The organism is Sinomonas albida (assembly GCF_004919045.1).
Taxonomy (GTDB): domain Bacteria; phylum Actinomycetota; class Actinomycetes; order Actinomycetales; family Micrococcaceae; genus Sinomonas; species Sinomonas albida.
Map to the genome: position 1 here is coordinate 49118 of NZ_SWDW01000017.1, position 24730 is coordinate 73847.

Annotated in this window: 24 protein-coding genes; 17 read left to right on the top strand and 7 right to left on the bottom strand. The window is 69.3% G+C overall.

The window, feature by feature from the left end:
• The first annotated feature begins 190 nt into the window (after positions 1-190).
• Together mobF and E6A26_RS15605 are read left to right on the top strand one after the other, a co-directional pair.
• Entirely contained in the window at positions 191-3742 is a 3552-nt protein-coding gene (gene mobF / locus E6A26_RS15600; RefSeq protein WP_136612151.1) for a MobF family relaxase, read from the top strand.
• Between the two features lie 113 nt (positions 3743-3855).
• Positions 3856-4140 (top strand): hypothetical protein, encoded by a 285-nt coding sequence (locus E6A26_RS15605; RefSeq protein WP_136612124.1) that lies wholly within the window; start codon positions 3856-3858, stop codon positions 4138-4140.
• 2245 nt (positions 4141-6385) lie between these two features.
• On the opposite strand, the gene E6A26_RS15615 is transcribed toward E6A26_RS15605, so the two are convergent.
• Both E6A26_RS15615 and E6A26_RS15620 read right to left on the bottom strand, forming a co-directional pair.
• Positions 6386-7453, bottom strand: a complete 1068-nt coding sequence (locus E6A26_RS15615) for a PDDEXK nuclease domain-containing protein (RefSeq protein ID WP_168928761.1) — start codon at positions 7451-7453, stop codon at positions 6386-6388.
• Positions 7450-8082: a recombinase family protein gene (locus tag E6A26_RS15620; RefSeq protein ID WP_456114978.1), complete on the bottom strand. Its 633-nt coding sequence runs from the start codon at positions 8080-8082 to the stop codon at positions 7450-7452. The genes E6A26_RS15615 and E6A26_RS15620 overlap by 4 nt, the downstream gene beginning before the upstream one ends.
• Before the next feature lie 318 nt (positions 8083-8400).
• Between E6A26_RS15620 and E6A26_RS15625 the strand changes: the two genes are divergently transcribed.
• Positions 8401-9075: a Fe(II)-2OG oxygenase family protein gene (locus tag E6A26_RS15625; RefSeq protein ID WP_136612125.1), complete on the top strand. Its 675-nt coding sequence runs from the start codon at positions 8401-8403 to the stop codon at positions 9073-9075.
• A 607-nt stretch (positions 9076-9682) separates the two neighbouring features.
• Here the strand turns inward: E6A26_RS15625 and E6A26_RS15635 are convergent.
• The 3 genes from E6A26_RS15635 to trxA all read right to left on the bottom strand — a co-directional run bounded on the left by E6A26_RS15635 (position 9683) and on the right by trxA (position 12349).
• Complete coding sequence (locus E6A26_RS15635) at positions 9683-10879, bottom strand: MFS transporter (protein WP_136612154.1); 1197 nt, start codon at positions 10877-10879, stop codon at positions 9683-9685.
• A gap of 86 nt (positions 10880-10965) precedes the next feature.
• A complete protein-coding gene (gene trxB, locus E6A26_RS15640; protein ID WP_136612126.1) occupies positions 10966-11961 on the bottom strand; it encodes a thioredoxin-disulfide reductase in 996 nt (331 codons plus the stop codon).
• Between the two features lie 25 nt (positions 11962-11986).
• Positions 11987-12349 carry a thioredoxin gene (gene trxA / locus E6A26_RS15645; protein ID WP_136612127.1) on the bottom strand — a complete coding sequence of 121 codons (363 nt, stop codon included), beginning with the start codon at positions 12347-12349 and terminating at the stop codon, positions 11987-11989.
• Between the two features lie 196 nt (positions 12350-12545).
• Here trxA and E6A26_RS15650 point away from each other — a divergent pair, with 196 nt between their 5' ends.
• The 5 genes from E6A26_RS15650 to E6A26_RS15670 all read left to right on the top strand — a co-directional run bounded on the left by E6A26_RS15650 (position 12546) and on the right by E6A26_RS15670 (position 16328).
• On the top strand, positions 12546-12860 hold the full coding sequence (locus E6A26_RS15650) for a rhodanese-like domain-containing protein (protein WP_136612128.1): 315 nt from the start codon (positions 12546-12548) through the stop codon (positions 12858-12860).
• 1 nt (position 12861) lies between these two features.
• Complete coding sequence (locus E6A26_RS15655) at positions 12862-13176, top strand: metal-sensitive transcriptional regulator (protein WP_136612129.1); 315 nt, start codon at positions 12862-12864, stop codon at positions 13174-13176.
• A 53-nt stretch (positions 13177-13229) separates the two neighbouring features.
• Entirely contained in the window at positions 13230-13592 is a 363-nt protein-coding gene (locus tag E6A26_RS15660; protein ID WP_136612130.1) for a DsrE family protein, read from the top strand.
• Positions 13593-13676: 84 nt separating this feature from the next.
• Positions 13677-15029 carry an MBL fold metallo-hydrolase gene (locus tag E6A26_RS15665; RefSeq protein ID WP_136612155.1) on the top strand — a complete coding sequence of 451 codons (1353 nt, stop codon included), beginning with the start codon at positions 13677-13679 and terminating at the stop codon, positions 15027-15029.
• Between the two features lie 186 nt (positions 15030-15215).
• Positions 15216-16328 carry a HoxN/HupN/NixA family nickel/cobalt transporter gene (locus tag E6A26_RS15670; protein WP_136612131.1) on the top strand — a complete coding sequence of 371 codons (1113 nt, stop codon included), beginning with the start codon at positions 15216-15218 and terminating at the stop codon, positions 16326-16328.
• On the opposite strand, the gene E6A26_RS15675 is transcribed toward E6A26_RS15670, so the two are convergent.
• Entirely contained in the window at positions 16237-16473 is a 237-nt protein-coding gene (locus E6A26_RS15675) for a metal-sensitive transcriptional regulator (protein WP_136612156.1), read from the bottom strand. The two genes, E6A26_RS15670 and E6A26_RS15675, sit on opposite strands and share 92 nt — an antisense overlap.
• Positions 16474-16588: 115 nt before the next feature.
• On the opposite strand from E6A26_RS15675, the gene E6A26_RS15680 reads away from it, so the two are divergent.
• The 5 genes from E6A26_RS15680 (at position 16589) to E6A26_RS15700 (ending at position 19074) form a co-directional block, all read left to right on the top strand.
• Entirely contained in the window at positions 16589-16885 is a 297-nt protein-coding gene (locus tag E6A26_RS15680) for a rhodanese-like domain-containing protein (RefSeq protein WP_136612132.1), read from the top strand.
• 58 nt (positions 16886-16943) lie between these two features.
• Positions 16944-17537, top strand: a complete 594-nt coding sequence (locus E6A26_RS15685) for a rhodanese-like domain-containing protein (protein ID WP_136612133.1) — start codon at positions 16944-16946, stop codon at positions 17535-17537.
• Positions 17534-18298, top strand: a complete 765-nt coding sequence (locus tag E6A26_RS15690; RefSeq protein ID WP_136612134.1) for a sulfite exporter TauE/SafE family protein — start codon at positions 17534-17536, stop codon at positions 18296-18298. The genes E6A26_RS15685 and E6A26_RS15690 overlap by 4 nt, the downstream gene beginning before the upstream one ends.
• A gap of 38 nt (positions 18299-18336) precedes the next feature.
• Positions 18337-18504, top strand: a complete 168-nt coding sequence (locus E6A26_RS15695; protein WP_136612135.1) for a hypothetical protein — start codon at positions 18337-18339, stop codon at positions 18502-18504.
• Between the two features lie 138 nt (positions 18505-18642).
• Positions 18643-19074, top strand: coding sequence for a DUF302 domain-containing protein (locus E6A26_RS15700; RefSeq protein ID WP_136612136.1), 432 nt, complete (start codon positions 18643-18645; stop codon positions 19072-19074).
• Between the two features lie 201 nt (positions 19075-19275).
• On the opposite strand, the gene E6A26_RS15705 is transcribed toward E6A26_RS15700, so the two are convergent.
• Entirely contained in the window at positions 19276-20472 is a 1197-nt protein-coding gene (locus E6A26_RS15705; RefSeq protein ID WP_136612137.1) for an IS110 family RNA-guided transposase, read from the bottom strand.
• A gap of 420 nt (positions 20473-20892) precedes the next feature.
• Here E6A26_RS15705 and E6A26_RS15710 point away from each other — a divergent pair, with 420 nt between their 5' ends.
• The 4 genes from E6A26_RS15710 to E6A26_RS18010 are packed head-to-tail and all read left to right on the top strand — an operon-like array spanning position 20893 to position 24319.
• On the top strand, positions 20893-21459 hold the full coding sequence (locus tag E6A26_RS15710) for a recombinase family protein (RefSeq protein WP_136612138.1): 567 nt from the start codon (positions 20893-20895) through the stop codon (positions 21457-21459).
• Positions 21460-21474: 15 nt separating this feature from the next.
• A complete protein-coding gene (locus E6A26_RS15715; RefSeq protein ID WP_136612139.1) occupies positions 21475-22917 on the top strand; it encodes a Mu transposase C-terminal domain-containing protein in 1443 nt (480 codons plus the stop codon).
• Positions 22904-23830: an AAA family ATPase gene (locus E6A26_RS15720; RefSeq protein WP_136612140.1), complete on the top strand. Its 927-nt coding sequence runs from the start codon at positions 22904-22906 to the stop codon at positions 23828-23830. The genes E6A26_RS15715 and E6A26_RS15720 overlap by 14 nt, the downstream gene beginning before the upstream one ends.
• A gap of 42 nt (positions 23831-23872) precedes the next feature.
• Entirely contained in the window at positions 23873-24319 is a 447-nt protein-coding gene (locus tag E6A26_RS18010) for a recombinase family protein (protein WP_327407817.1), read from the top strand.
• Positions 24320-24730: the final 411 nt, after the last annotated feature.

Sequence of the window (24730 nt, forward strand, 5' to 3'; positions counted from 1 at the left end):
GTAACTACCATCTGGGTCGAGCCAAGCCTGCGAATCGGTCCCTTTCGAAGAGCGCACGCGTCTTGCAGACGGGGCGAAAAGGTCCGGAATCTACTCTGAGTTGACTGGTCGCGCCGTCGCGAGGGCGCATCTGATGCGAAAGGTCGTGGCTGTTCACCTTACTGTCGAGGAGGCGGTGGTGACGGTTTCGATGCGGGTGATGAGCGCGGGGCACGGGTACAGGTACCTGTTGCGCACGGTGGCCGCGGCCGATGGTGACCGGTCGTTGTCGACGCCGCTGACCCGCTACTACGCCGAGGCGGGAACCCCGCCGGGGCGCTGGCTGGGCAGCGGCCTGCCTGCGCTGGGCGACGGCCAGCTCCGTCCCGGCGATCAGGTGTCTGAGGCTCAGCTGCAGCTGCTGGTGGGGATGGGGCGCGACCCGATCAGCGGCGAGCCCCTGGGCCGGGCGAATCCCGAGTACCGTCCCGCCTCCGAACGAGCCGCCGAGCGGGTGAGGGAGCTCGACCCCGAACTCGGCCCGGTGGAGCGGGCCGGTGCCGTGGCTGCGATCGAGGCGGAGGAGGCTGCGGCCGGGACGCGGAGGGCGGTTGCGGGGTTCGATTTCACGTTCTCGATCCCGAAGTCCGCCAGTGTCCTGTGGGCTGTGGCCGATGCGGGGACGCAGGCGCTGATCGCGCAGGCGCACCAAGGCGCGGTTGCGGAGATGGTTGCGTTCCTCGAGCGGGAGGTTGCAGCGACCCGCATCGGCGCAACCGGTGCCGGTGGGGCGGTTGCGCAGGTCGGCGTGGCCGGGGTGGTGGCGGCCGCGTTCGACCACTACGACAGCCGGTCCGGGGACCCGCACCTGCACACCCATGTGGTGGTCTCGAACAAGGTCCAGACCGCGCAGGACGGGAAGTGGCGGTCGCTGGATGGGCGGCCGCTGCACGCGGCGACGGTGGCGGTCTCGGAGTTGCACGAGGCGGTCTTCGCCGACCACATGACCCGGGTGTTCGGGGTGGGCTGGGAGCAGCGGGAGATGGGGCGTGACCGCAACCCGGCCTGGGCCGTCACTGGGGTGCCGGAGGAGTTGGTGGCGGAGTTCTCCACCCGCTCGCACCATGTCGAGGCGGAGAAGGACCGGCTCATCGGGGAGTACGTGCAGCGGCACGGGCATCGGCCCTCGAGGGCGAAGATCATCAAGCTGCGGGCGCGGGCGACTCTGGCAACCCGGCCGTTGAAGGTGGTGCGCCCGCTCGCTGACCTCACCGCCGAGTGGCGGCGCCGCGCCGCCGCCCTGCTGGGCGGGGACGCCACCGCGTGGGCGCGCACCGTCACCGCGAACGAACCGGCGTTGCTGCTGCGCGCCGACGACTTCCCGCCCGAGGTCATCGGGGACCTCGGGCGCAGCGTGGTCGAGGCTGTGGGGGAGAAGCGCTCCACCTGGCGGCGCTGGAACCTCGCCGCGGAGGCGGCCCGACAGACCATGGGGTACCGGTTCGCCACCACCCAGGACCGTGAAGCGGTCGTGGATCTCGTCGTGGACGCGGCCGAGGCCGCGTCGCTGCGGCTGACCCCGCCGGAGCTCGCCTCCAGCCCGGCGCTGTTCCGCCGTCCCGATGGGACGAGCGTGTTCCGGCCGAAGCAGTCGACCGTGTTGTCCTCCGAGACCCTGCTCGCCGCCGAGGACCGGCTCCTTGAACGCTCCCGCACCACTACCGGGCCCACGGTCACGCTCGCCTCGGTCGAGAGGATCGCCTCGGGGCCGGACCGGGAGGGGCGGCTGCTGGGGGAGGACCAGGCGGCCGCGCTTGCCGCGGTCGCAGTCTCCGGCCGGGTGGTCGACGTCATACTGGGGCCGGCGGGTGCGGGCAAGACCACGGCGATGAAAGCCCTGCGCCGGGTCTGGGAGGCCGAGCACGGGAAGGGTTCCGTGATCGGGCTGGCGCCCTCGGCCCTGGCGGCGCAGGTATTGGCCGAGAACCTCGGGATTCCTGCGGAGAACACCGCGAAATGGCAGTCCGACCACCAGGTCCACGGCACCCGGTTCGGGGCCGGGCAGCTGGTCATCGTGGACGAGGCCTCCCTCGCCGGCACGCTCTCCCTTGACCGGATCGCCGACGCCGCCGCGGAATCCGGGGCCAAGGTCATCCTCGTGGGCGACTGGGCCCAGCTCCAGTCGGTCGAGGCTGGCGGGGCGTTCGGGCTCCTCGTCTCCGTCCGCGACGACGCCCCCGAACTGACCGATGTGCACCGGTTCGCGCAGTGGTGGGAGAAGACCGCCTCCCTTGACCTGCGGCACGGGCGCACCGAGGTCATCGACACCTACGCCGAGCATGGCCGCATCGCCGGCGGCAGCGCCGAGGCCATGAGCGATGCGGCCTATGCGGGGTGGCGCGCCGACCGCGCCGCGGGGCTGGTGTCGGTGCTGATCGCCGAGACCCGCGAGGACGTCGCCAGACTGAACCAGCGGGCCCGCTCCGACCTCATCCTCGACGGTACCCTCACCCCGGGCCGCGAGGTCCACCTCGGCGACGGCATGCAGGCAGGAGTTGGGGACACGGTCATCACCCGCCGCAACGACCGCCGGCTTGGCAACGGCAGGGACTGGGTCCGCAACGGCGACCGCTGGAACATCACCGCCGTCCGCGACGACGGATCAGTCGCCGTCTGCAAGGCCGGCAGAAGGTTCGGGGGCTCGATCGTCCTCCCGGCCTCGTATGTGGCTGAGCACGTCGACCTGGGCTACGCGGTCACCGCCCACCGGGCGCAGGGGATCACGACCGACACGGCCCACGTCCTCGTCGAGCCGACCAGCACGCGGGAGAACCTCTACGTCGCCATGACCCGCGGGCGGGAGTCGAACCGGGCGTACGTGGTGCTCGACCGGCCCGACGACCATGTCGAACCCCACCCGTCCGAGAACCCGGACGCGACCGCCCGCTCGGTGCTCTACGGGGTCCTGCAGCATGTCGGCGCCGAGCCCTCCGCCCACGAGGCCCTCAGTGCCGAGCAGGAGGCGTGGGGATCGATCGCGCAGCTCGCCGCCGAGTACGAGACCATCGCCCAAGCCGCCCAGCACGACCGCTGGGCCGCCCTCATCCGCGCCAGCGGCCTCACCCAGGGACAGGCCGAGGCCGTCATCGGCTCCGAGGCATTCGGTGCCCTCTCCGCCGAACTGCGCCGCGCGGAGGCGAACCACCACGACGTCGACCGGCTCCTGCCGCGCCTCGTCCAGGTGCGCGCGTTCGAGGATGTCGAGGACATCGCCGCCGTCATCCACCACCGCCTCGCAGGAGCAACCGCCCGTCCCGCAGGAGCAACCGCCCGTCCCGCAGGCTCTGGGCGCACCCGCAAGGCCCCACTTCTGATCGTCGGCCTCATTCCGCCCGCCGACGGGCCGATGAGCCAGGACATGCGCGACGCTCTCCATGAGCGTCGCCACCTGATGGAAGCGCGGGCCGATGCCGTCCTCGACACCGCCCTACAGGACAACGTGCCCTGGACACGGACGCTCGGGGCTATGCCGAAGGACGCGTACGGCCGGCGGCTGTGGCGTCGGCGCGCACGGGTCGTCGCGGCCTATCGGGACCGGTACGTCATCGCCGACACCATGCCGCTTGGCGCTCGACCGGCTTCGACTGCGCAGAGGATCGACCGCGCTCGAGCCGAAGCCGCACTCCGAGCGCTGACCAACCCGCACGCCCCGGGCCAGGAGCGGCGACCGACCCAGCGCCTCACGCGCGGGCTCGAGCTCTAGACCAGGACCGCGCGCACGAGCGGGGGCCTCGCGGCGCTTCGGATGCGAGGCCCCGGGACTCGATCGCCTCCACCGCGGCGCCGCCGCTCACTCTCGTGCCGCCCGCCGAGGCGATGCCAGCAGCGCCAGCGCCGACCAGCAACTCAGAGCCCACCGCGGAGTCCAGGGAGCCGTGGACGCTCCAGCCGCTGGTCCGGAGGCAGCGCAAGCCGAAGCGCGAGGTGTACACCTCCAAGATGGACCCTGAGCTCAAGGCCTGGGCCATGAGCTTCAAGCCCGAGGAGGACTTCGTCGAAGTCGTCGAGCAGGCCGTCTGGGTCCTCAGGCTCGCCCGGGCCGGGAAGATGGAAGAGGCCGTCGCCGCGCTCGAGGAGGCGTCCCAGCCGTACTCCGAGTGAGCCGTATTTACGTACGTACACACGGCAAGGCTGATGATGCAGCCGCCCTCGAGCGCGAGGCTGCCCCTCCGTGGGGCATGGCAAATGATCCCGAGTACGCGGAGAAGTTGCGGCCGAGAAGGACCGGCTGGACCGCGATCTCGTGGAGCGCTGGAAGGGCTCCGGCGACCCGGACAAGGCCACTCAGGCTGCCGTGGCCCGGCAGGGCGTCAGGCAGCGCGAGGAAGCAGGCGACAAGGCCGCAGCGGCCGCAGACTAGAGGCCGACACCGAGCGCATGCGTGTCGCGGGAGCCCCTGAGAGGCGATCGCGGCCAAGCAGTTCGGGGAGGCCCAGCAGAAATTTCCCGTCGCCACGCCGCGGCCGGTCGCGGGAAGGCCATCGGCAAGGTCAAGGCCAACGCCGTCCAACAAGCCCGCGCACCCAGGGCAGACACCTCACCAAAGGTCGGTAGAAACTGAACCATAGAGGCCCGTCGCCGCGCGACGCCGGGCCTCTATCGCCCCTGTCGAACACGCGCGCTGCTCTCGATCTCCGATGACGGAATTAAATACGATGACCCCATGACTCATCCGGGCGATTCTTGGGACAAGCTCGCAATACGCTCCTGGCACCTTCCCCTCCTCTGGATCGACGGCCGTCGCAGCTTCGCGGCGGGCTGGCCGCCCGGAGCCGTATGCGAGGAGTGCCAGAGCGTTCCGGAACCCGGCCAGCCAGGATACTGCGGCCCGACCCCTCCGGGTTCAGGGCAGATCGCGTACCCGAGATCTGACGTGCGGTACACGTGTATCTCGTGTGCGAGGGCCAAATTCGATCTGGCAGCAGGCGAGCTCGCAGGACATGTCTGCGGCCGAGACTGCCGCGACGGCCTGTGCGTCGACGTCACCATTCAGCAACGAGGAACACTCGGCCCGCTGAGCCCCGCAGAGCGCATCGCTTACCTCCGAGACGAATACGCGGAACGCGGATGGCGAGTGATCGCCGCGGAACGGGACATCAACGGACCCATGCTGCCTGCCTGCGAAAGCTGGGCAATCGGGATCGTCCCAGCCAGAGAAGGCGTCTGGACCAGCTGAACGCTCCGCCGTTCCCTGACCCGAGTCCGGCAGTTCCCCCGGTGCCGGAATGACCGCCTCCAGCACACTCCTTTTCGTTGGGGGCGGGCGGTGCGTCTGACAGGAGCGACGGCTCCGCCGCTACAAGCAGTCAGGCCTTCGGGAAGGAGAACATTCGGGCCGTAGAGATCGAATTGCGCCGGTACGGGCCAGCTGCGCTGACGGAGGCGGTGATGCCGACATCGAAGACGTTCCTGGGGCGACGAAGTCTGCGCGCACGGGAGTTGACGTCATGTCGGCGCAGCTGGCCTCGAATCGGGAGACCAGCTCTGCCAGCTTTTCGATGGCCTCGTCCAGGTCCGTCTCGCTCAGCAGGTCGACGGTGCGGATCTCGATCGGGGGAGCGGCCATTGCACCGGGCCTGAATCAGGCTGCGATAGCCAGGTGAGTCGGCATCGTTGATGCCTGACGCCGTGGCGCCTGAGGGCCGAAACCCGTCTGTCAGCAGAAAGTTGAGCCGCCGCAGTCCAACAGCCTGTTGGACTGCTCCCGTTGGGACACATCATCATACGGCCATCGGCGAGCCGGCCTGCGGCACTCGAGCGGGCCGAGGGCGATTCCTGAGTCCACTGGAGCCATCAGATCCCTCCGGCGACCACAATGAAGCCCCCGAGGGCAATGCCGGCCCTGCACTGGACGCCGCCCGGGCGGCTCAACCTCGCCATCAGTCGCCCACCACGCCTCGACCTCTGGATTCGCAGATACCCCCGCCCGAAAAAATGGCTGGTGAAGTGCCCTAAACGCTACACTCCAACCCGTCTCGAAACCCTAGGGATGCGAGGCGTCTCGCCGGTCGGGCGACCGCCGCGACGGGACTGCGCCAATTTCCGCGGAGACGGGCGGGTTCGCCTGCTTCCGGCGATTCTCGCAACCATGTCTCGGAACCTTCTGGGTGAATCGGCGTATCCATCATTGGTTATGAGACACATCGGAGGCGGCCCGTGGGCAAGCTGATCGACTACGCACGCGTTTCGACGCGGCAGCAGTCCACCGACCGGCAGCAGGCAGACCTCCTGGCCGGCAATTACCGCGGCGGTCCACACGCTGGTCGAGGGTGCTACCGAAACCGTTCACCGAAACCCGGTGCCATCTCGGCCTCGGCAGCCCTTGAGCGGTCCGAGATCGTGCACGCTACATAGAGCCGCCGCCTTGGGCGCCGTCGTTGGGGATGTAAGTGTCAATGCCTCGGCGCGCGAGCCGTTCCCGAGCGTCGCGGACGATCCCGCCGAGCTTCGCCTCGAGCTCGGCTTTGGGCGGCAGTGCCGTCCAGTACTCGGCGACGACGATGCCGTCGCGGTGCATCTCGAGCAGCTCGACCTGCTCGCGGCTGACCTCGGTGCACAGGATGAGGCCGATTGGACTCTCCTCGCCGTCCTGGCGCTCGTACCGGTCGAGCCATTTTAGGTACAGCTTCATCTGGCCCTCGTGCCGGGGGTCGAATTTCCCGATCTTCAGCTCGACGGCGACCAGACGACGCAGGGGCCGGCTGTAGAACAGCAGGTCGAGATAAAAGTCATCACCATCGATGGTCATTCGCTTCTGCGCTGCGACGAAGGCGAACCCGTGCCCGACCTCTAGAAGGAACGACTGCATGTCGCGCAGGATCGCCGCCTCGAGATCCCTCTCAAGAAAAGTGTCCTGCAGGCCGAGCGCGTCGAGGATCAGCGGATCGGCGAACGTGTCACGGGGCGTCGCGGAGCCCTCCGGGATCTGGGAGTTCGCGATCTCCCTGCGCTCGAAGGCCTTGCGGCTGATCGCCGCCCGCAGTTCGCGGACGCTGAGGTGTTTGGTGGCCGCCTCACGGGCGTAGAACGCGCGCGCCTCGTCGGACTTCAATGACAGCAGCTCCTTCAGATGCGACCAGCTCACCTGCTGGGCCAGCTGGGCGACCTGACCGTAATTCGGGAACTGCCTGGACAGTGTGACCATTCGGTTCAGGTTCGACTCGTCGTAGCCGGAACCGAACCTCGCACTCAACTCCTGCGACAGCGTCGCAAGAATCCGCTGCCCGTATTCAGCGCGGCCGTCCCGCAGCGAGTGCACGGAGATCGCCCGACCGACGAGCCAGTTCGTGAGCGTCAGCGCAGCATTCACCTGGACTGCCGCGACGCGGCGCCCGCGCTCGACGAGATCGACGACGTACGCCAGCAGCCCGTCGCTATCCGAAGGGACGTCGTCTGTGGGAATCAGTTCGCTCATCGGCCGCCTCCTCTGCCTCGCCAAGATTCCTGCGACATCGTCGCAGGAATCTTGGCGCGTTCCCCTGCCCGGAGGTAGGCGTAGACGGTCTCGCGGCTGATGCCGTACTCGCGGGCGAGGGCGGCTCTGGACTCGCCCGCCTGGGCGCGGGCGACCATCGCGGCCGCAGCGGCTTCTTCGAGTTTCGCCTTCCGGCCTTTGTAGACGCCGCGGGCCTTGGCCTTGGCGATGCCCTCGGCCTGGCGCTCCCGGATGAGGGCCCGTTCGAACTCGGCCACGGAGCCCATGATGCCGAGCATGAGCTTGGCGAGGGAGTCGTCCCCGGTGAAGGCCAGGCCCTCCTTGACGAATTCGACCCCGACTCCCTTGGCTGTGAGCTGGTCCACGAGGCGCAGGAGGTCGTCGAGGTCGCGGGCGAGGCGGTCCATGGAGTGCACGAGCACGGTGTCGCCCTCGCGCACGAAGCCGAGCATCTCCGAGAGCCCGGACCGGTCCAGGCTCGACCCGGACGCGTGGTCGGTGAAGGTCTTCTCAACCGGGACGCCGTCGAGCTGCCGGACGGTGGACTGAAGGGCCGAGCTCACCCGCACGTACCCCACACGCAATGCGTCCACCTTCTTCCGAGCCAAGTGTGTCAGGAAGGACTCTAGACCCCGAAGGATCGGTGTCAGACAAACGCCACGCCGACCCGAATCTGACACGATCCGGAACGTGTGCCTGACGTGGTGCGGGGGTGCACCCCAACGTCACACAGAGTTCGACCGAGATCCAAAGTTGAGTGTTGCAGTTGTCCTACATTCACCGGGCACTTCTTCGGGCAGGGCAACTGCGAATCCGCAGGTCCCAAGGTGGCAGGCATCCGATGCTGCCATTGAGTCCTCCGATCGGGGTTCGGTGAGCCGCCGCCTTACGGACAAGTTCAGCAGTCCGCCAGCTATGGTGACCTCATGCTCTCTAGTAATTTTGCAGAGTTGTGGGCAGTCGCCCAGAAACAAGGCTGGGCCATGGGGAAATTCGAACGTCCTGTCAGCGACTGGGGGCTCTCCTTCCTGGGGTCCCAGATGGGATGGGTGGCCGTAGGAACAAGGACCGGAGAAGGTGCGTCTTCCACGCTCCGGCCAACATCACAGGGCCAATCCCGTCCGAACTCGATGAGCGCCGTACACGGCCTCGATGCCCAGCCTCTTCACGTAGACGGCTCGCACATGCTGCGTCCGCCGGATGTTGTCACCCTATTCTCTCCTCAGCCAAGTCAGACTCCGACCCGGATTTGGAAGCCAAATATAGGCGATCTGGACGTCGACGCCGCTAGAAATGGGATTTTTGTTGTAGGGGCGGGGCGGTCAGCATTCCTTGCCCCCGTTCTGGAAAACAACGAATTTCGCTTCGATCCTGTGATCATGCATCCTGGGGATGACCGGGCGAGAAAAATTGCCGATTACTTTGCAAGTGAATCGAATAATAGGGCGCAGGCAGTTGACTGGAACGAACCGAACTCGATCCTCATGATCGCTAACCGCAATGTGTTGCACGGGCGCGCGGCGGTGCACGAAGAAGACCGTGATAGAACCCTAATGCGGGTCGCTTTTTACGTAGGAGACTCCGATGCGGGCGCCGTATGATTCAGAAGGCCTCTGGCTCAAGGCCAAGCTATTTATCAATCGGGCCATGGATGACAATGCAAGGTCATTCGACGAACGTGCCCTGTGGGCCAGTCTCTCGCTGGAACTGTTGGCCAAGGCAGCTCTTGCCAACCATTCACCCCTTCTCATTGCGGACCCTATGGAGTGTGAAGCGCGGCGGTAAATGTCGTAGATTCCGCGGCGCTAATTGGCTAGAGGCGCCGGGCGTCTATGGTCGCTTGTCGCTTGGCCGGCAAGGGATCTTGACCTGTGCAGGCGATGCCTGGGATGGGTGCAAGTGCGAGTGGTGATTGGATGGTGAGGCTGTGGTCGGATCCGAAGGCGACCGATGCAGACTTCGGCTCTTATTGGTGCTCGGACCTGGCTCGGTTCCATGGAGCGGAGGCTTGACCAGGGGGTTGTGCCGAGCTCGATGATGTTGCGCCCTCCCGGGCAGGTCTGAGGGCTTTGTCGTCTCCGGGGAGGCGTAGCGACCCCATGAGTTCGCGAACCAACTGTCGTCGTCGAGGGCTTCTGCTGAGCCCGGCTTCTCGGAGGGTTGGGAGGTTCCCGTCCAGCTCCCTGCCGGCGTTGTTCTTCCATGGGCTCACCGCGCCCGGTGGTCGTGGCCGCGCATGCGGAGGGCGACGACTAGTCCGGACAGGGAGGTGAGCGCTGCGACGGCGGCGATGGCGGCGGGGATGCCGTAGAGGTCGGCGAGGAGGCCGGACAGGAGGGCGCCGACGGCGAAGCCGCCGTCGCGCCAGAGCCGGTAGACCCCGACGGATCGGGCCCGCCAGGTCGGGTGGGCGACGTCGCCGATCGCGGCGAGGAGGGTCGGGTAGACCATTGCTGTGCCGAGTCCGAGGAGTATGGCGGCGGCGAGCCAGGGTCCGAAGGCGTGGCCTGCCGCCACGACCGCGAGTCCGACGGCTTGGACGAGCATGCCGGCGGCGATGAGCCATTTGCGGCCCCATCTGTCGGAGGCGGCCCCGGTGAAGAGCTGCCCGGCTCCCCAGACTGCGGGGTAGGCGGCGGCGAGGATGCCGATCTGGTCCAGGCTCAGCCCGGCGCCCGCGAACAGGACGGGGAAGAGGCCCCAGGCGAGGCCGTCGTTGAGGTTGTTGACCATGCCGGCCTGGCTCACGGAGGAGAGGGAGCGGTCTGTGAAGCTGGTCAGGGTGAAGACCTGCCCGGTGGTGAGGCCGGCGTGCGCGCTCCCGTGCGAGCTGACGTGCTGTGCCGCTTCGGCCTTGGCGTGGTGGTGGGTCTCGCGCACGGTCAGGGCGGTCAGGCCCAGGCCGAGGGCGATGTAGGCGGCGCCGAGGAGGAACGGCGCCGGGCGGAGCCCGTAGGCGGAGGCGAGGTATCCGGTGGCCAGGGCGGTGAGGGCGAGGCCGAGGTAGCCGGCGGCCTCGTTGAAGCCCATGGCGAGGCCGCGCTGCTTCGGGCCGACCAGGTCCATCTTCATGATCACCGTGGTGGACCAGGTCAGGCCCTGGCTGATGCCCAGGAGCACGTTGGCCGCGATGACCCAGCCCCAGTCCGGGGCGAGGATGAGCATGGCCGGGACGGGGATCGCCGCGAGCCAGCCGGCCAGGAGGACCGGCTTGCGGCCGAACCTGTCCGAGAGCGTGCCGGCGAAGTAGTTCATCGCGGCCTTGGACGCCCCGAAGGCGAGGATGTAAGTCAGCGCGCTGGTGTAGAGGCCGAGGTGGAACGTCTGGGATGCCAGCAGGGGCAGGACCGTGCGCTCCTGGCCGAGGGTGGCCCCGACGAGGGCGTTGACCGCGACGAGGAGCATGAACTGGGCCAGGTTCTGCCGCAGCCCCAGCACGGGCCCCGCCGCGGCCTGCCGGGGCTGGTCGGGGGCTCCTGCGCCGGGCGGGCTCACCGTGCGGCCCCGGCGGGGGCCGGCACTCGGTGGCTGCGGGCCGGCTGCCCCGGGAGCTCTCGTCCGGCCGGGCCGGCGGCGAGGTGGCGTTCGGCGTCCAGGGCAGCGGCGCAGCCGGTGCCGGCGGCGGTGATGGCCTGGCGGTAGCGGTGGTCGACGGCGTCCCCGCAGGCGAACACGCCCTCGATGCTGGTGGCTGTGGTGGGGTGCGCGACGGCGATGTAGCCCTCCGGATCGAGCTCCAGCTGCCCGGCGACGAGCTCGGTGCGGGGGGTGTGGCCGATCGCGACGAAGATCCCGGTCGCCTCGATGTGCCTCCGCTGCCCGGTGAGGGTGTCCTCCAAGGTGGCCCCGGCGACCTTCTCCTGGCCGTGGATAGCGGCGATGCGGGTGTTGTACTCGAAGCGGATCTTCGGGTTCTCGGCCGCGCGCTGGGCCATGATGCGCGAGGCGCGCAGGGCGTCCCGGCGGACCACGACGGTCACGGAGCGGGCGAAGCGGGCCAGGAAGGCGGCCTCCTCCATGGCGGAGTCCCCGCCGCCGACGACGAGGATGTCCTGGTCGCGGAAGAAGAACCCGTCGCAGGTGGCGCACCAGGAGACCCCGTGCCCGCTGAGGCGCTTTTCCTCGGGCAGGCCGAGCTCCCTGTAGGCGGAGCCGGTGGCGAGGATCACGGCCGCGGCCTCGTGGGTCTGCCCCGAGCCGGTGGTGACCTGCTTGGGGTCGGCGGCCAGGTCCACGGCGACGGCGTCGTCGGAGACGATGCGGGCTCCGAAGCGCTCGGCCTGGGCCTGGAGGCCGTCCATGAGCTCGGGCCCTTGGATCCCGGCGGGGAAGCCGGGGAAGTTCTCGACCTCGGTGGTGTTCATCAGGGACCCGCCCGCGGTGACCGAGCCGGCCAGGACGAGGGGCTCCAGGCCGGCGCGTGCGGCGTAGACGGCGGCGGTGTACCCGGCGGGGCCGGAGCCGATGATGATCAGCTGCTCGCTCATGCGCTCTCCTTCCTGGACCGTCGGCTCAGGAGGCCCGGGCCTTCAGGCGGGCTCGGACCTCGTCCATGTCCAGGCCCTGCACGGCCGCGATCAGCTTCTCCAGGCCGGAGGGATCCAGCGCCCCGGGCTGGGAGAAGACCAGGATCCCGTCGCGGAAGGCCATCAGGGTCGGGATCGAGGTGATGCTGGCCGCGGCGGCCAGTCGCTGCTCGGCTTCGGTGTCGACCTTGGCGAAGACTGCCTCGGGGTGCTCCTCCGACGCGGCAGCGAAGGTGGGGGCGAACCTGCGGCACGGGCCGCACCAGGACGCCCAGAAGTCCACGAGCACGACCCCGTCGCGGGCGACGGTCTCGTCGAAGGTCTTTTCGGTGATGTCGATGGTAGCCATGTCCCCCATGATACCCCTGGGGGTATTTTGGTGCAAGCGGGCCTCGGGCAGTTCCCGTGGCGCCCGGCGCACGCCGGCAGGGAGGGCGCGGGACGACACCCCCGCCCGGGAGAGACTTGGCACATACCCCCTAGGGTATTATCCTAGTCGGTGGCGCCCCAGAATCCCCTGGGCCCCGATCGGAAGGGAATCCAGCATGAAGGGCATCTCGGTGAACGAGCTGGCGGCACTGGGCCGCGGGGCCTCGATCGTCGACGTCCGCGAGGCCGACGAATACGCCGAGGCCCGCGTGCCCGACGCGAAGAACCTCCCGCTCTCCGGCCTGGCCTCATCTCTCGGCGACCTGCCGCCACATCGGCCCGTCTACATCATGTGCGCCTCGGGCGGCCGGAGCGCCCGGGCCACCGCCTTCCTGGCCGAGCAGGGCTTCGATGCGGTGAACGTCCTCGGCGGGATCACGGAGTGGTATCGCAACGGCCATCAGGTGCACTTCGGACCGGAGGTGGCCTGAGATGAGCGCCGCCCAGCCGCTGGCCGCCTCCGAGGGTGCCGCGCCCCAGTCCCTCGAGCTGCGCCGGCTCGCCAATCGGCTCAAGCGAGCCCGCGGCCAGCTCGGTGCCGTCATCGATGCCGTCGAGTCAGGAGCCGACTGCCGCACTGTGATCACCCAGCTGGCCGCGGTGCGCGGGGCCCTGGACAAGGCCGGCTTCGAGCTCATCTCCACCGCCATGCGCGACTGCGTCAGCACCCCAAGGGGCGCCTCTGCGCCCGCCGAAGACGCGCTGACCATGGAGGAGCTGCGCCGGCTGTTCCTCACCCTCGCCTGAGCGCACCCACCACCACACATGCCCCGCCGTACGCGCGGGAGAAGGAGTCATCGATGAGCGAAAGCCCCTCCCTCGCCTCGGGGCTTGTCGTCCACGGCACCGGCCCGTCCCCCGAGGCCTGGCTCCCGGCCGCGATGCGGACCGCACTGAATGCCGCGGCCGACCTCGGGGGCGAACGCGCCGTCGAACTCGTCGTCCAGGGCCCAGCCGTGGCACTGCTGGCGACGTCCGGAGGTCCCGCCGCCCAGCTCGCGGACGTCCTCGCCGCCGGCATCGGCGTCCTGGCCTGCGGGAACAGCCTGCGCTCGGCCGGCATCACCGAGGAGGACCTCGCCGCGGGCGTCGCCGTCGTGCCCGCCGCCGTCGGCCACCTCGCCCGCCGCCAGTGGGAAGGCTGGGCCTACGTCCGGATCTGAGGCGGCGACCGACTTGCCGCTAGATACCCCCGGGGGTATCGTTGGAGCGAAAGCACGACCACAGAGCGTTCTTGGAGGAACATGATGGACGTCATCGTCATCGACACCCCGCAGCTGGGGGACCGCAGCTATCTCGTGCACGACGGCCGCGTCGGGCTCGTGATCGACGCGCAGCGCGACATCGACCGGGTCGAGGCCGCAGCCCAGGAGGCCGGGGTCGAGGTCACGCACGTCGCCGAGACCCACATGCACAACGACTACCTCACCGGCGGCCTCGTGTACGCCCGCAAGCACGGCGTCGCCTATCTGGTCAACGCCGCGGACGAGGTCGCCTTCGAGCGCACGCCGATCGCGGACGGGGAGACCGTCAGGGTCGGCGAGCTGACGGTCAAGGCCGTCGCGACCCCGGGCCACACCCACAGCCACCTCTCCTACGTCGTCGAGCATGACGGCCAGCAGGCAGTCTTCTCCGGCGGAAGCGTGCTGTACGGCTCGGTCGGCCGGACGGACCTTGTGGCCCCCGGGCACACTGTCGGGCTCACTCACGACCAGTACGCCTCCGCGCGTCGCCTCGCCGAGGAGGCAGTCGCGGACGCGGCACTGTACCCGACGCACGGCTTCGGCTCCTTCTGCTCATCCGGGCCGGCCACGGGGGCCGGGGGCTCCACCCTCGGCGAGCAGTTCACGACCAACCACGTCTACACGGACGCGGACGAGGAGCACTTCGTCGCCGAGCTCATCGCCAACCTCACCGCCTACCCGAGCTACTACGTGCACATGAGCCCCGGCAACATGGCGGGACCTGGCGAACCTGACCTGGACGTGCCCGAGTCCCTGGACCCGGCGGAGCTGCGCGCCCGTCTCGAGGCCGGCGAATGGGTGGTCGACCTGCGCAACCGCGTCGCCTACTCCTCCGAGCACCTCAAGGGCACGGTGAGCTTCGAGTACGGAAACGGCAACAGCTTCAGCACCTATCTCGGCTGGCTGTTCCCCTACGGCAAGAAGCTCACCCTCGTCGGCTCCCGCGCCGACGTCGAGAACGCCATCCGCGACCTCTCCCGCATCGGCATCGATTCCCCCGATGCCGCCCTCGGCGAGGACCCGCGAGAACTCGCTCCGGATGCCGCGGTCTCCTCGTACCCGCGGGTCGCCTGGGAGGGCATGGCCGCGCAGCGCAAGCCCGGCGAGGCCATCCTCGACGTCCGCCGCGCGGACGAGCACAAGGCATCCCGGATCGAGGGCGCCGTGAACATCCCGCTCCACGAGCTCCTGAACCGCCTCAACGAGGTCCCAGACGGCCGCATCTGGGTCCATTGCGGCTCCGGCTACCGCTCCGGCGTCGCCGCGAGCCTGCTCGAGCGCGCCGGCCACGACGTCGTCCAGATCGACGACGCGTTCGACCGCGCCGCCGAAGCAGGCCTCCCGATCGCGGCCTGAACCCCCACAGACCGGCTGGCGGGCCCGTCCCCCCTCGGGCCCGCCAGCCTCCCCGGGCCAGCCGTATCATCCTCCGCCCTGCTGCGGCCAGCCGACCTTCCGATACCCCCAGTACCGCGATGAGAGGAACACCCATTGGCCTCCCGAACCCCAGCCGCACGGGGCGAGCGCCGGACCCTCACAGGCATGAGCCTGGCCGTCCTGACCCTGCACCTGGCCGGGTGGGGGCTCCTGGCAATGCTCGTCCTTCCCGCCCTTCTGGGCGGCGGGGCGAGCCCGGCGATGCTGGCCGGGCTCGCGGTGAGCGCCTACGCCCTGGGCGTCCGGCATGCCTTCGACGCCGACCACATCGCCGCGATCGACAACGCCACCCGGCGCCTCGTCGCCGCCGGGCAGCGCCCGGTGTCGGTCGGATTCTGGTTCGCGCTCGGCCACTCGACCGTCGTACTCGGGGCCGTCGCGCTCGTCCTGGCCGGCGTCGATGCCTTCTCCCACAGGCTCGCGGACGAGGACTCGGCCCTGCGGCAGGGCGCCTCGCTGTGGGGCTCGGCGGTCTCGGGCGTGTTCCTGCTGCTGGCAGGGGCCCTCAACCTCCCATCCCTGCGAGGAATGGGCTCGGTCCTGGTCAGGGCGCGCGGCGGAGCCGTCGACACGGCCGACCTCGAGCGGTGCCTCGGCTCCCGGGGGATCCTCTTCCGGGCCCTGGGGCCGCTGGCGCGCCTGGTCGATGCCCCGTGGAAGATGTACCCGACCGGATTCCTGTTCGGCCTCGGTCTCGACACTGCGGCCTCGGTCGGCCTCCTCGCGGCCGGGGCTCTCAGCCCCGGGATGCCCCCGCTGGCGGCCCTGGCCCTGCCGCTGCTGTTCACCGCGGGCATGACGCTCTCCGACAGCGCTGACGGCATCGCCATGAACCGCATCTACCGCTGGGCCTCGGCGGACACCGTCCGCAAGGCCGCCTACAACCTCGCCGTCACGGCCGTCTCCATCGCGGTCGCGTTCCTGGTCGGCGCGGTCGGGCTGGCCTCGGCCGCCGCCCAGCTGTTCGGGGTCCGCAGCGGCCCGCTCGCCGCGCTGGCCGGGCTCGATACCGGCCTCATCGGCATGGTGCTCGTGGCCGTGTTCGCCGCCTTCGGGCTCTACGCCCTCGCCCGCAGCTCGCGCCGGGCGGCCGCCCCCGCGCTGGGAGCGGAATGGGGCGGGACGCTCAGGCCAGGGACAGGAACAGCTTCTCGAGCTGCTTCCGGTCGACCTCGTCGCTCCCCGCGCGGAAGCACTCCTCAAGACCGGAGGAGATGATCGCGAAGCCCGCCCGGTCGATCGCCTTGGAGACCGCGGAGAGCTGGGTGACCACCGCGGTGCAGTCCTTGCCCTCCTCGATCATCCTGACCACGGCGGCCAGCTGACCTTGCGCTCGGCGCAGACGGTTCAGCACTGGCGTCATGTCCTGGGGCTTCAGTTCGACCACAACAGCTCCTCGAATAACTCACGGGCCCGATCGGGCAGCAGTTCATTCTACCCCCTGGGGTATTCCATCAACCATGAGAGAGGCCACTCCTATGGACGTCACACCTCAGCAGACCGCCCAGGCGCTCGGCGCCGGAACCCAGATCGTCGACGTGCGTGAAGCCGACGAGCTCGCCGACGGCGTGATTCCCGGCGCCCGGCACATCCCGCTCGGCGAGCTGCGCTCCCGCCTCCGCGAACTCGACCCGGCCCTGCCGGTGATCACGGTCTGCCGCAGCGGCCGCCGCAGCGCCGCCGCGGCCGACCAGCTCGCTGCTGCGGGATTCAGCGCCGAGACGATGGCCGGCGGCATGCTCGCCTGGCAGGCCGCCGGCCTGCCCACCGCCTGACCGACCCTCCCCGGTGCGCCGCAGACCGGCCCGCCAGCAACCCAGATCGAAAGAAGCGATGACCGAAAGCACAGCAATCATGCCCGCCACAGTCGACCCCGCCACCCTCAAGGAGTGGGCCGCCCGTCACGACGACCTCATGGTCGTGGACGTCCGCAGCGGAGCCGAGTTCGACTCCCTCCACATCAAGGGCTCGTACCACGTGCCCCTTCCGCTGCTGAGCGAGCACACCGGGGAGTTCGCCGAACGGCTGGGGACCCGCGTCGTCCTGGTCTGCCAGTCGGGGGCCCGAGCCGAGCAGGCGCAGAAGCGGCTTGCCGCCGTCGGCCTCTCCAAGGTGAGCGTGCTCGAAGGCGGCGTGCCCGCCTTCGCCGCCGCCGGGGGCGAGGTCGTGCGGGGCGCCCAGACGTGGGCGCTCGAACGGCAGGTGCGGATGACGGCGGGCTCCCTGGTCTTGGCGGGCATCCTGGCCGGCCGCTTCATCTCCCCGCGGCTGCGCCTGGTCGCGGGCGGGATCGGTGCGGGCCTGACCGTCTCCGCCGCAACGAACAGCTGCGCGTTGGGCAAGGTGCTCTCCTGGATGCCGTGGAACCGCTCCGCGAGCGAGCCCACTGCCCATCAGGCCCTCCAGAGGCTAGGAAACACCGGATGATCGTCTCCGCGCTGGGCTTCGGCGCCGTCGTCGGCGGGCTCCTCGGTCTCGTCGGCGGGGGCGGGTCGATCCTTGCGGTGCCGGCCCTCGTCTACGGAGTCGGCCTGCCGCTCGCGGCGGCCATTCCCGGCTCGCTCGTCGTCGTCGGCGCGTCGTCCGTCGTCGCCGTCCTGCCCAGGGTCCGCCGTGGCGTCAATTGGCGCCTGGCCGTGGTCATCGGTGCCGCCGGCACCTCGACGGCCTACCTCGGCGCGGCAGTGAACCGGGTCCTGGACCAGAGGGTCCTCCTGCTCGTCTTCGCAGCGACCATGGTCGCCGCGGGCGTCCGGATGCTCCGACGCACCGACGCCGTGGGCGGCTCCTGCGCCCTGCCCCAAGGAGGGGTCAACTGGCGCAGCTGCCTCCCCAAGGCAATCCTGACCGGCGCCGTCGTCGGATTCCTCACGGGACTCCTCGGCGTCGGCGGGGGCTTCCTCATCGTCCCCGCGCTCGCCCTGGTGCTCGGCCTGCCCATGGCGCTGACCGTCGGAACGTCCCTGGTCATCATCGTCATCAACTCGATCGCGGGCCTCGCGGCCCACCTCGGGGAGATGCACTTCGACTGGGCCGTCGTCGGCGCGTTCGCCGCGGCCGCGATGGCAGCCTCGCTCGTCGCGGGCCGCCTCGGACGGCGCCTCCCCGAGGCGACGCTCAAGCGCGGCTTCGCAGCGCTCGTCCTCCTGGTCGCCGCGTACGTCGCGGCCCAGGCTCTCACCCGATAAGTCACCCCACCCAAGAAATCCACGAGAAGGAGAACAAAATGTGCCGTCAGGTCACCTGCAGGAAGTGCGGGAAGCTCACCTGGGCCGGCTGCGGCCAACACGTCCAGCAGGTCATGCGAGGAGTCCCGAATTCCCAGCGCTGCCAGGGCCACGAGAATGAGCCCAGCGCCCTCGGGACGTTCTTCTCCCGCATCCTCGGACGCTGAACCCACAGGCACCATGTGCCTGCAGCATGGCCCGCAACCGGGGGCCCGCCATCACCCTGCGGCCCGGGGGCGGGCCCCTTGCCATCGCCCGATCTCCCCTGTGAGGATGGATGGGACGAACCGAAGGAGGACCCTCCCATGGCCTACACCCACTCCATCAGCGTGCCCCAGCCGTACCCGCGCACGGTCGAGCTCGTCCGGTCCGCGCTGGCCGAGCAGGGCTTCGGCATCCTCTCCGAGATCGACGTCAGGGCGACCTTCGGGGCCAAGCTCGGCCCCGACGCCGCCACGGAACTCGGCGACTACCTGATCCTCGGGGCCTGCAACCCCCAGCTCGCCAGCCGCGCCCTGGCCGCAGAGCCCGAGCTCGGGGCCCTGCTGCCCTGCAACGTCGTCGTCCGCAGGAAACCGGCGGACGACGCCACGACGGTCGAGGCCATCGACCCGCAGACCATGGTCCAGCTCAGCGGCAGCCCAGCCGTCCGCGACGTCTCCCAGGACGCCGACGCCCAGCTCCGCGCCGCACTCTCGGCCGTCGAGGCCGGCGGCGGCGCCGGGACCCCGTCCTAGGCCCCCCGACGTCCGGGGCCGGACGGCGGGTTCAGTGGGCTCGGCCCCGCGCCAGCATTCGCACACCCAGCCCACCGGGGCGGTCACACACGACGCTCAGCCCGCACCGGTCGGTCCCGTAGCGCGACACCTAGATCCGAGAGACGGCCCCGACTTCGTTGCCAAGCGCCCCAAGTGGGGGGGGTGCCTCTATGGTTTTCGTCAAGCCGCTGAGGCTGTTGGCGGCTGGTAGAGGGTGCCGTCGCGGAGCATGGCGAAGAGGACGTCGCAGCGGCGGCGGGCGAGGGCGATGACGGCTTGGTTGTGTCGTTTGCCCTGGGCGCGTTTTCGGTCGTAGTAGGCCCTCGATGGAGGGTGGTTCAGGGACGCGAACGCGGAGAGGAACAGGGCGCGTTTGAGGCGCTTGTTCCCGCCGCGTGGAGCGTGCTCGCCGCGGATCGAAGTCCCGGACCTTCGCGTCACTGGCGCGATGCCGGCGTAGGAGGCCAGATGGGCGGCGTCCTTGAAGTCCTTGCCGACGACTTCGGTGAGGATCCTGGCTGCGGTCCTGACCCCGACTCCGGGGAGCGAGGTCAGGACCTGATGAAGAGGGTGGGCCTCCACGATGGCCTCGACCTGGGTGGCGATCTCTGTCCGCTGCCGGGTGAGTGCGGCGAGCTGCTCGGCCAGGATGGGGACCACGACGCCGGCGGCGTCGGTTCCGGGCACGGTGACGGTCTGCTCGTCGAGGGCGGTGAAGACCTCCTCGGTCAGCCGTCCGGCCAGGCGGGGTGCGTGCTTCTTCAGCCTCGCCCGCACGTGCCCTCTCCCGGCGGAGGCGAGCCTGGCAGGGGTGGGGTAGCGGGTGAGCAGGTCCGCCACCGCGGGGTGGCTGATCCGTGGCCCGAGGGCGCGCTCGAGCGCGGGGTGGATCTGGGTGAGCAGCCCGCGGAGCCGGTTCGATACAGCGGTGACCTCTCCGGCGAGGTCGTCGTCGAACCCGGCCAGCAGCGCCAGCGCGGCGATCTGCTCCTCGTCGGCCTGGATCGAGCGCAGGGTGTGCGGCATGGTCCGGGCGGCGTCGGCGATGATCAGCGCGTCTCTGGCATCGGTCTTCGCCGAACCCGGGTGCAGGTCCGCGATCCGGCGCATTGCCAGCCCCGGCAGGTAGGCGACCTCGACCCCGGCCATGGCCTGGGCGACCGCGACCGGAAGGGCCCCGATGGTGGCGGGCTGGTCCACGACCATCAGCACGGGCCCATGGGCGGTCAGGCCTTCGAGGATGGTCCGGAGCTTGGCCTCGTTGTTGGGCAGGGCCTTGTCCAAGACGGTCTTGCCGTCGGCGGTGAGCGCCACGGCGTGGTGGTCGGACTTGCCGACGTCGAGCCCGACGAACACCGCCGGCAGGGGATCGGTCACTGGCACTGGTCTCCTTCCGCTCAGTTCTCGCTCATGGCCGGATGAGGCGGTCACGCTCGGCATCCACGTTACGAAGGTCCCTTGGAACTGCTCGGGTCGTGCCTCTATCAGCGATCCGCGACCGCCGAGACGGGCCCCGGTGACAACACCCCCCGGATCATGGACGACTGGGGGCAGAACATCATGCCGGAACCCGACCGGCCAACACCCCGATCCTCCCGGACCGGGGAGCCATGAGAAAGGTAACGGGGGCTCGCAGGACCGACCTCAACGGAGTCCGCTGCACTGGCGGCCACCCATCCCGTGGACGGCCGTCCATAGGACACTCGTCGATGGACTCATCGATTGCGGCGTGTCGTGTTCCATGGTCCGTGTCCGACAGCTATGTACTCTCAGGAACGTCTACGATACATTCTGGGTATGGCATTGGTCGGATACGCCCGGGTTTCGACCCGGGAGCAGAACCCGGAGGCGCAGACGGACGCACTCGAAGCCGCTGGATGCGACAAAATCTTCGTCGAGCACGCTTCCGGGGTGCTCACGCGTCGGCCGGCGCTGGACGAGGCCCTCGATTACCTGCGCTCCGGCGACACCCTGGTCGTGGCGAAGTTGGACAGGCTCGGCCGTTCGGTGCGGAACCTGAAGGAGATCGCCGACACGCTGCAGCGCCGAGGGATCGGCTTGAAGGCGCTGTCCCAGGGTATCGACACCACCACCCCTGGTGGGCGGCTGTTCTTCCACATGCTCGCCGCTATCGCCGAGTTCGAGCACGACCTGATCGTGGAGCGCACCCAGGACGGGCTCGCAGCCGCCCGGGCCCGGGGCCGCAAGGGCGGTGGCCGGCTTAAGATGAGCCCGACGAAGGCCGCGCAGGCCCGGGCGATGTACGACGCCAGGCAGCACACCGTGGCCCAGATCGCCGAGACGTTCGGGGTCTCGCGCGGAACGATTTACCGCCATCTGGCCCAGCACGTTGAGCATGCCTGAGGACCAGGAGCACTAATGGCAGGGCTCAGCGACCGGGAGAAGGCCGAGCTGGTGCATCGGCATCGCGACGGCGTGCCCTGGGTGCGGCTTGCAGAGGACGCCGGCGTCACGGTTCGCACGCTGCAGCGATGGGCGGGCCGGGCGGAAGGCGGCGGGCTGGCCAGGCCCTCGCGCGGCGACAAGGGAACCAAACGCACTCCGTCGGAGCTCGTCGAAGCCGTCGAGGCTCTTGCGCTGGGACGGCCTGCTCCGACGGCTGCGTACATCCACCGTCGGGTGGGCGACATCGCCCGGAGCCGAGGCCTGTCGGCCCCCGGCTACACCACGGTGCGGGACATCATCAAGGGGATCGACCCGGGCCTGCGCACGCTCGCGGCGGAGGGGGGCGCCGCCTACCGTGACAGGTTCGAGCTGGTCTTCCGCCGCACGGCAGCGGCTCCGAATGAGCAGTGGCAGATGGACCACACACTCTTGGACGTGGTGATCCTGGACGAGCAGCAGCAGGCCGTCCGACCGTGGCTGACGGTCGCCTTGGACGACTACTCCCGCGCGGTGGCGGGATACTCCCTGTCGGTCCAGGCTCCCACGGCGGAGCATTCGGCTCTCGCGTTCCATCAAGCGGTCAGCCGCAAGCACGACCCGGCCTGGGTCGTTTCAGGACTCCCCGACGTGCTCTACAGCGACCACGGCTCGGACTTCACCTCGGCCCGACTGGAACAGGTCTGCCTCGACCTGCACATCCGCCTGGTCCATTCCCACGCCGGACGGCCGCAGGGACGGGGAAAGATCGAGCGGTTCTACCGCACCCTGACCACTGAGCTCCTGCCGCACCTGCCCGGATTCATCCCCCACGGAACCGGCGGCAAGCCTCTGAGCGAGCCTTCGCTGACCATCCGCCAACTGGACGAGATCCTCGAGCGGTTCATCGTCCACGAGTACAACGAACGCTCCCATTCCGAGACGAAGGCTGCCCCGCACGCCCGCTGGCGCGGCACCGGGTTCGTCCCGCGCAGTCCCGCACACCCCGAGGACATCGACCTGCTCCTGCTCACCGCAGCGACAACGAGACGCGTCCAGCGCGACGGCATCCAATTCGCTTCCACCCGCTACATCTCGCCCGTCCTCGCGGCCTATGTCGGCGAAGACGTCACCGTCCGGTACGACCCCCGCGACCTCGGCGAGATCCGCGTGTTTCACGAGAACGCATTCCTGTGCCGGGCCATCGCCCCCGAACGATCATCCGAAACCTACACATTCGCCGACCTCCAGGCCGCCCGCACGGCCCGCCGCCGTGCCCTGAAGAAGCAACTGAAAGAACGGCGCAGCCTCGCCGATTCGCTGCCCGCCGACGGCCGCCATCAGCTCATCCCAACGGCTCAGCCCGAGCCCGATTGCGAGCTCGATCCCACCCCTGACGAAACCAGGAAACACGGGTTGAAGACCTATGCCAGCGAATAAGCGACCCCAACGCCATCCCCGCTCCGTCCTCTTCGAGGAAGGCGATGACGGGCGCCGCTTCCTCAACGGGCTCTGGGACGAGTTCAACAGCTCCCCGCCCCCATACCTCGCCGTCCGCCCGAGATTCGTCACCACCCGAGAGCACCGCCGATTCACCGAGTTCGCCGACACCGTCCGCATGAATCGCTACATCGGCCTCTGCTACGGCTCTCCCGGAGTCGGCAAGACCCTCTCCGCACGCCACTACGCCGGTACCGACGAATGGGAGCAATGGCACCCGCTCAGCGGCGGTCTCGAGCCTCTCCCGCCGGTGCCCGAGCCGGTGTTGCGCAGCAGGACCGCCTTCTTCACACCCACCGTCTCCGCCACGCTCAAACAGATCGACCAAGGCCTCCCACGGGCCTGCCAGCACATCTCCTGGGCGCTCGACTATGCCGAACACGGTCACGTCGACCCCTACGTCCACACCGAATCCCAGCACTGCGGGCGCACCGAACTGCTCATCATCGACGAAGCCGACCGGCTCAAGACAGCCGGCCTAGAGCAAGTAAGAGACTTCTACGACCGCCACAGCCTGGGCGTGATCCTCATCGGCATGCCCGGCATCGAAAAGCGCCTTGCCCGCTACCCCCAGCTCTACAGCCGCATCGGGTTCGCCCACGAATACCGCACGCTCCGCAAAGACGAACTAGCCTCTGTAGTCGCCCAACGACTCCCGGAACCCGATCCTGACGACGAAGGACTCGCGCACACAGCCGCGATCGCCGCCATCGTCCGCGCCACCAACGGCAACTTCCGACTCGCCGACCGCCTCGTCACTCAAATCAACCGCATCCTCGACATCAACAACCGCCGCCACCTCACCCCCGAAGCCGTCGACGCTGCGCTCGAAGCGCTCCTCGTCGGACATTAACCAACGAGAAAATCACGACAATTACCGCCGCGATTCACAGGTGTGGACCTTGTGGTTCTGGACCAGGGGATCGACACTTCGACCCCGGTGGGGAAGATGTTCTTCCACATTCTCGGGGCGATCGCGGAGTTCGAGCATGCCTTGATGTCCGAGCGGACCCGCGACGGCCTCGCTGCTGCCAGGGCCCGGGGCCGCACCGGCGGGCAGAAGCCCAAGCTCGGACCCCGGCAGGTGCGCCTGGCACGCCAGATGTACGAGGAGACCGGCCCCGACGGCAAACGCGCTCACACGGTGGCGGAGATCGCCGCCGAGTTCGGCGTCACCCGGCCCACCATCTACCGCCATCTGTCCAAGGGCCTAGGGGGAGGGGAACTCGGCGCTGTTCCGGTCCCAGGGCCCAGTGGGTTGTCAGCGGCCCCGCTGCCGTCAGATCCGTGGACCGACGGCGGAACGGGGGTGCGAGGCCGTGAAAGCAGGACCGCGCCGTGACGCCTCAGAGGATCCAGTACGCCAAGGCCTGCTCTGGATCGCAGATGACTTCGGGCTCATCGCCAGCACGTTGCAGGCATTCGAGTCTCATCAAAGGAACCAATGACGCGACGCGTGCTGAGTGCGCGCCGACTGGTGAGCATGTGCTGAACAGGCGCGCGGCCCCTGCCCAGAGGGAGAGAAGTCCGTGGCCAGGGCAGTGAGCGGTGCGGAGGGGCTGCGAGGGCGAATGCGGCGTGCAGGACGGTGGCCTCGGCTAGTGCGGGTATGCGGCGGGCCGCCTCCTGGAGCGAGCGCAGTGTGGCCCTGCCGAGGAACCTGGCCCATGCGGTCGGGCCCCAGCCCTCCTCTCTCAGGGCAGCGAGGAGCCGGTTGGTGGCGGCACGGCTGGGGGACGTGGCACCTGCGGGG